Origin of the sequence: Lutibacter sp. (assembly GCF_040883305.1) — a bacterium.
GTDB lineage: Bacteria > Bacteroidota > Bacteroidia > Flavobacteriales > Flavobacteriaceae > Lutibacter.
This window is the reverse complement of sequence record NZ_JBFLKT010000412.1, coordinates 1-4,438: the sequence shown is the minus strand read 5'-3', so window position 1 is coordinate 4,438 and position 4,438 is coordinate 1. Positions and strand designations below refer to the sequence as shown.

Sequence of the window (4,438 nt, the reverse complement as noted above, 5' to 3'; positions counted from 1 at the left end):
TATTTCTAAATATCATCTTGAATCAACTTCTATTATCGTTAAATTAGTTCCTATTGTTAATATTCTAGACGAAGTTTACTTACACGGTTTAACAGGAAGTTTAGATGTAGATTTTAAGAAAACTCCCAAAGACACTGTTCCAAAAGCTAACTTTTTATATAAATTAAGTGATTTAGATAAAAAATTACCTGGAGATGAATTTGGTTATCAGAAAAATGTAAATGCTGAATCTTTTACAAATCCTGTTTATTTAGCTGGAGGTGGACAAGGTAGTAAATACAATAAACAACTAGAAAATGAAAGAGCATTAAAAAGAAAGCTAGCAAAGATGAAAGAATTCCCTTATCAGCTTAGAAAACGATTGGGTGATGATTTTTTTATAAATAGTTTAAAAATTCCTAAAGAGAAGATTTATTTGTTTATTGATTATTGCGAATCTAAAGATATTTCTGCCAAATATGTCGACAATAGATTATTAGAAATTATTGAGATTTTAAAAGAAGAGAGTAATAGTTACAACAAAATTAAAGATTAAAAATATTTGTGATTGTTTAGAATTTACCTAAATACTAAACAAATTCCAACTGAGAACTCAAAAAGTGAAAGGATTTTGCTTATAAACGATAAAAACATTAGGAACAGATTTTTTTGTGAGTATTTTAAAGATTACTGAATATAAAATTTATAACTTTATTAATAATTATAAAATCAAAAATATTATCCTATTAAAATATTGCAAGAAGAAAGCATTTTAAAAATGAAACTAAATAAAAAACTAAAAACCGTATCACTCCTATTCTTATTTATAAGTATGCATTTATTTGCGCAAAAATCACTTGTAAAAATAGAAGGTATTATAAAATCTGATTCCATTTTTTTAGAAAATATTAATATTCTTAATCTCACCCAAAACTTTGGAGCTTCAAGTAATACTAAAGGCGAATTTACATTATTTGCTAAACTCGGAGATTCTATAATGTTTTCTTCAATAAGTTATACAAACAGAGTTATTAAAATTTCAGAAAAGCATATTAACGAAAAAAAATTACTTATTTTTTTAGAACAAGATTTAAATGAACTTGATGAAGTTTTATTAAACCAAAAAATAAGGTTAGATTTTGGAAATATTGATGTTCAAAAAGGCATGGTTTTAAACAAAACAGATGATAACAAAAAAAAGGGGCCAGATTTACGTAGAATGACCGATCCTTCTTACGGTAATGTTGGAGTGGATTTTGTCTCAATTTTTAAACTAATAACTAAAAATTTAAGATTAAAAAATAAAGAAAAAAAAGCAGTAAAAAAAGAAAATAATCGACTTATAGAAGAATTTCCTGATAAGTTATTTACCCTTTATAAAGCCAATTTTTTTACTGATGCTTTAAAAATTCCAGATGATAAAATCTATTTATTTTTAGAATATTGCCAAGATAATGGCTTAAACAATCATTTAAATAGTAATGAGTTTCAAATTAAAAACTTTTTAATAGTGCAAAGCAGAAAATTCAATCAAATTAAAGAATAGAATTTTTCTCAGACTTTTTTTATGGAATTTTAAAATGCTTTTTGTTTATTAGCCAACTCATATTATACTAATTTCTAGTTATTATCAATTAATAAAACATGATTTTCAAAACAGAAAGACTACTTATTTATTCATTGAAAAAATCTGATTCAAATAACTTTTTTGATATGATGGGAAATCCGAATGTAATGCTTCCGATTCCTCAAAAAACCATGACTAAAACAGAAAGTGATGCTAAACTTATCGAATTAATAACACTCGAAAAATCAACTTCTAATAGAATTTGGGGTCTTGTTGAAAAAGAAAGCAATAATTTTATTGGAATATGTGGATTTTTAAAAAACAATGATGAGGAAAACGAAATTGCTTATAGATTAAGAGAAAAATACTGGAGAAAAGGGTATGGAACAGAAATAACAAAAGGATTAATTACTTTTGGTTTCAAAAATTTAAATTTCGACTTAGTAACTGCTGATGTAAACATTGAAAATATAAAATCAGTTAAAATATTAGACAAATTTTTTATTAGAGATAAAGAATTCTTTAATAAACAAGACAATTGCACAGACAGAAGGTATAAATTAACAAAAGAAAATTGGGTAAAACAAATAACTAAAACAGGGAATATATTCTAACTTCAAAAAATTGGATAATTAAAAAATGAAATTTAAAAACTATATATTTTTAGTACTTTTAGTGCCTCTTCTCGCCTTTTCGGTTCACAAATACTATTTAAGTTTATGTGAAATTGAACACATTAAAGAGAAAGAATCCATTCAAATTATTATCGGTTTTTTTATTGATGATATAGAACTTGCCCTAAATAAAGACCATAATTCAAGTCTTAAAATAGCAACCCCAGAAGAGTTCGAATCTATTGACAAATATTTTGAAAATTATTTAAATGAACATTTAAAATTTTCTGTAAATAATAATCTGGCACCTTATCAATACATTGGAAAAGAATATGATGATGATATTGTCCGTTTTTATTTAGAAATTACAAATGTAAAATTCATAAACAGCCTTGAAATTATCAATACTTGTTTAATCAGAGATTTTGAAGACCAACAAAATATTATTAAAATAAGTGCAAACAAAAAGCACAAAACTTTTTACTTAAATAAAAAAACACATAAAGGTTTGTTAAAATTTTAATAACACTCTAAATTTATTGTTAAAATTGTTAAATTTCAAGTCTTAATTAAATCCTATTTAAGATGAAACAATTATTTGTGTTATTACTTTCCTCGGTGATAATTTCCACTTCGATTTGTGCCCAGGAAAATCAACAAAAAAATGAGCAGCAAGCACATTATAATATAAGTAAATTTAAACAATTACACCAAGAATTACCAACTCCAAACAAGCAACATACAGCTTCTGGAGCACCTGGCTATGAATATACCCAACAGCAAGTTGATTATAAAATGGATATTGTTTTAGACACTGAAAATCACATAATTAACGGTAAGCAAACCATAACATACCATAATAACTCTAAAGATAATTTAGAGTATTTATGGGTGCAACTCGACCAAAATATGCGTGCCGCTGACTCCAAAAGAAATGATAGAAATGGCGGTGGCCCAAGAGTTTCCTATTCTCCATCAAATTTCACAAAAAGTTTTATGGGAAAACCTTTTGATGGCGGTTTTAAAATTAAAACTTTAAAAGATTCTAATGGAAATGATTTAAACTACACAATAAACAATACAATGATGCGAATTGATTTACCAAATCCGCTAGCATCTGGTAAAACATTTGTATTTGACATAAAATGGTGGTATAACATAAATAATTATAGGGAAGATAGAGGAAGATCTGGGTTTGAAATTTTCGAAGACGGAACAGCGGCGTATGCAATTGCACAGTTTTATCCTCGTTTAGCAGTTTACAATAATGTAGAAGGCTGGCAAAATATGCAATTTTGGGGATCGAGTGAATTTGCTCTAGAGTTTGGAAATTTTGATGTTTCAATTACAACTCCAAAAAATTATATCTTAAATGGAACCGGGGTTATTAAAAATCCGAAAGATGTTTTATCAAAAATTCAATACAATAGATATCAACAAGCGCAAACTAACTATAACAATCCAATGTTTATTGTAACATCTGAAGAAGCTATAGCAGCTTCAAAAGAAAAAAGCACTAAAACAAAAACTTGGAAACTATATGCAGAGAATGTCCGTGATTTTGCATTTGCTACTTCTGCCAAATATATGTGGGATGCAATGGCTGTTAAATTAAATGACAAAACAGTTATGGCATATTCTCTTTACCCAGAAGAAGGTAAAACATTATGGCAAGAACATTCTACAAAAGTTGTTGCTAATACATTAGAAGTTTACTCTAAACATACATTCGATTATCCATATCCGCATGCCACATCGGTAAATGTACAAATGGGAATGGAGTATCCTATGATTTCTTTTAACTATGGTAGAACCGATAAAAATGGCAACTATACTTTAAGAGCAAAAAAGGGTTTAATAGGCGTTGTTACGCACGAAGTAGGACATAGTTTTTTTCCAATGATTGTGAATTCAGACGAGCGCCAATGGACTTGGATGGATGAAGGCATCAACTCTTTTGTTGAAATTTTAGCAGAATACAAATACGATTCTATCCTTTTTCCAATGACTAAATATCCAAAAAATATTGTTCGGTATATGAAAGGTGATCAAAGTAGATTAGCTCCAATTATGACCCAAGGAGACAATACTTTTAATTTTGGATCAAACGCATACGCAAAACCTGCAGCTGGGCTTTTTATATTACGTCAAACCATAATGGGACCAGAATTATTTGACCACGCTTTTAAAACCTATGCAACACGTTGGAAATTTAAACACCCTACTCCTGCTGACTTTTTTAGAACTATGGAAGATGCTTCTGCAATGGATTTAGATT

At 27.8% G+C, this 4,438-nt stretch carries 4 protein-coding genes and 1 pseudogene; all 5 read left to right on the top strand.

What is annotated here, in order from left to right; genetic code table 11:
- Positions 1 to 535 (top strand): annotated as a pseudogene (locus AB1Z17_RS13325) (hypothetical protein); the annotation flags it as partial.
- 222 nt (positions 536 to 757) lie between these two features.
- The gene (locus AB1Z17_RS13320; protein ID WP_368052261.1) at positions 758 to 1,525 is read left to right on the top strand and encodes a hypothetical protein; all 768 of its coding nucleotides are present in this window, start codon (positions 758 to 760) and stop codon (positions 1,523 to 1,525) included.
- Positions 1,526 to 1,623: 98 nt separating this feature from the next.
- A complete protein-coding gene (locus tag AB1Z17_RS13315; protein ID WP_368052260.1) occupies positions 1,624 to 2,160 on the top strand; it encodes a GNAT family N-acetyltransferase in 537 nt (178 codons plus the stop codon).
- Positions 2,161 to 2,185: 25 nt separating this feature from the next.
- Positions 2,186 to 2,683, top strand: coding sequence for a DUF6702 family protein (locus AB1Z17_RS13310; RefSeq protein ID WP_368052259.1), 498 nt, complete (start codon positions 2,186 to 2,188; stop codon positions 2,681 to 2,683).
- A gap of 62 nt (positions 2,684 to 2,745) precedes the next feature.
- Positions 2,746 to 4,438: M1 family metallopeptidase (locus tag AB1Z17_RS13305; protein WP_368052258.1), on the top strand; the 1,693-nt coding region annotated here is incomplete at its 3' end.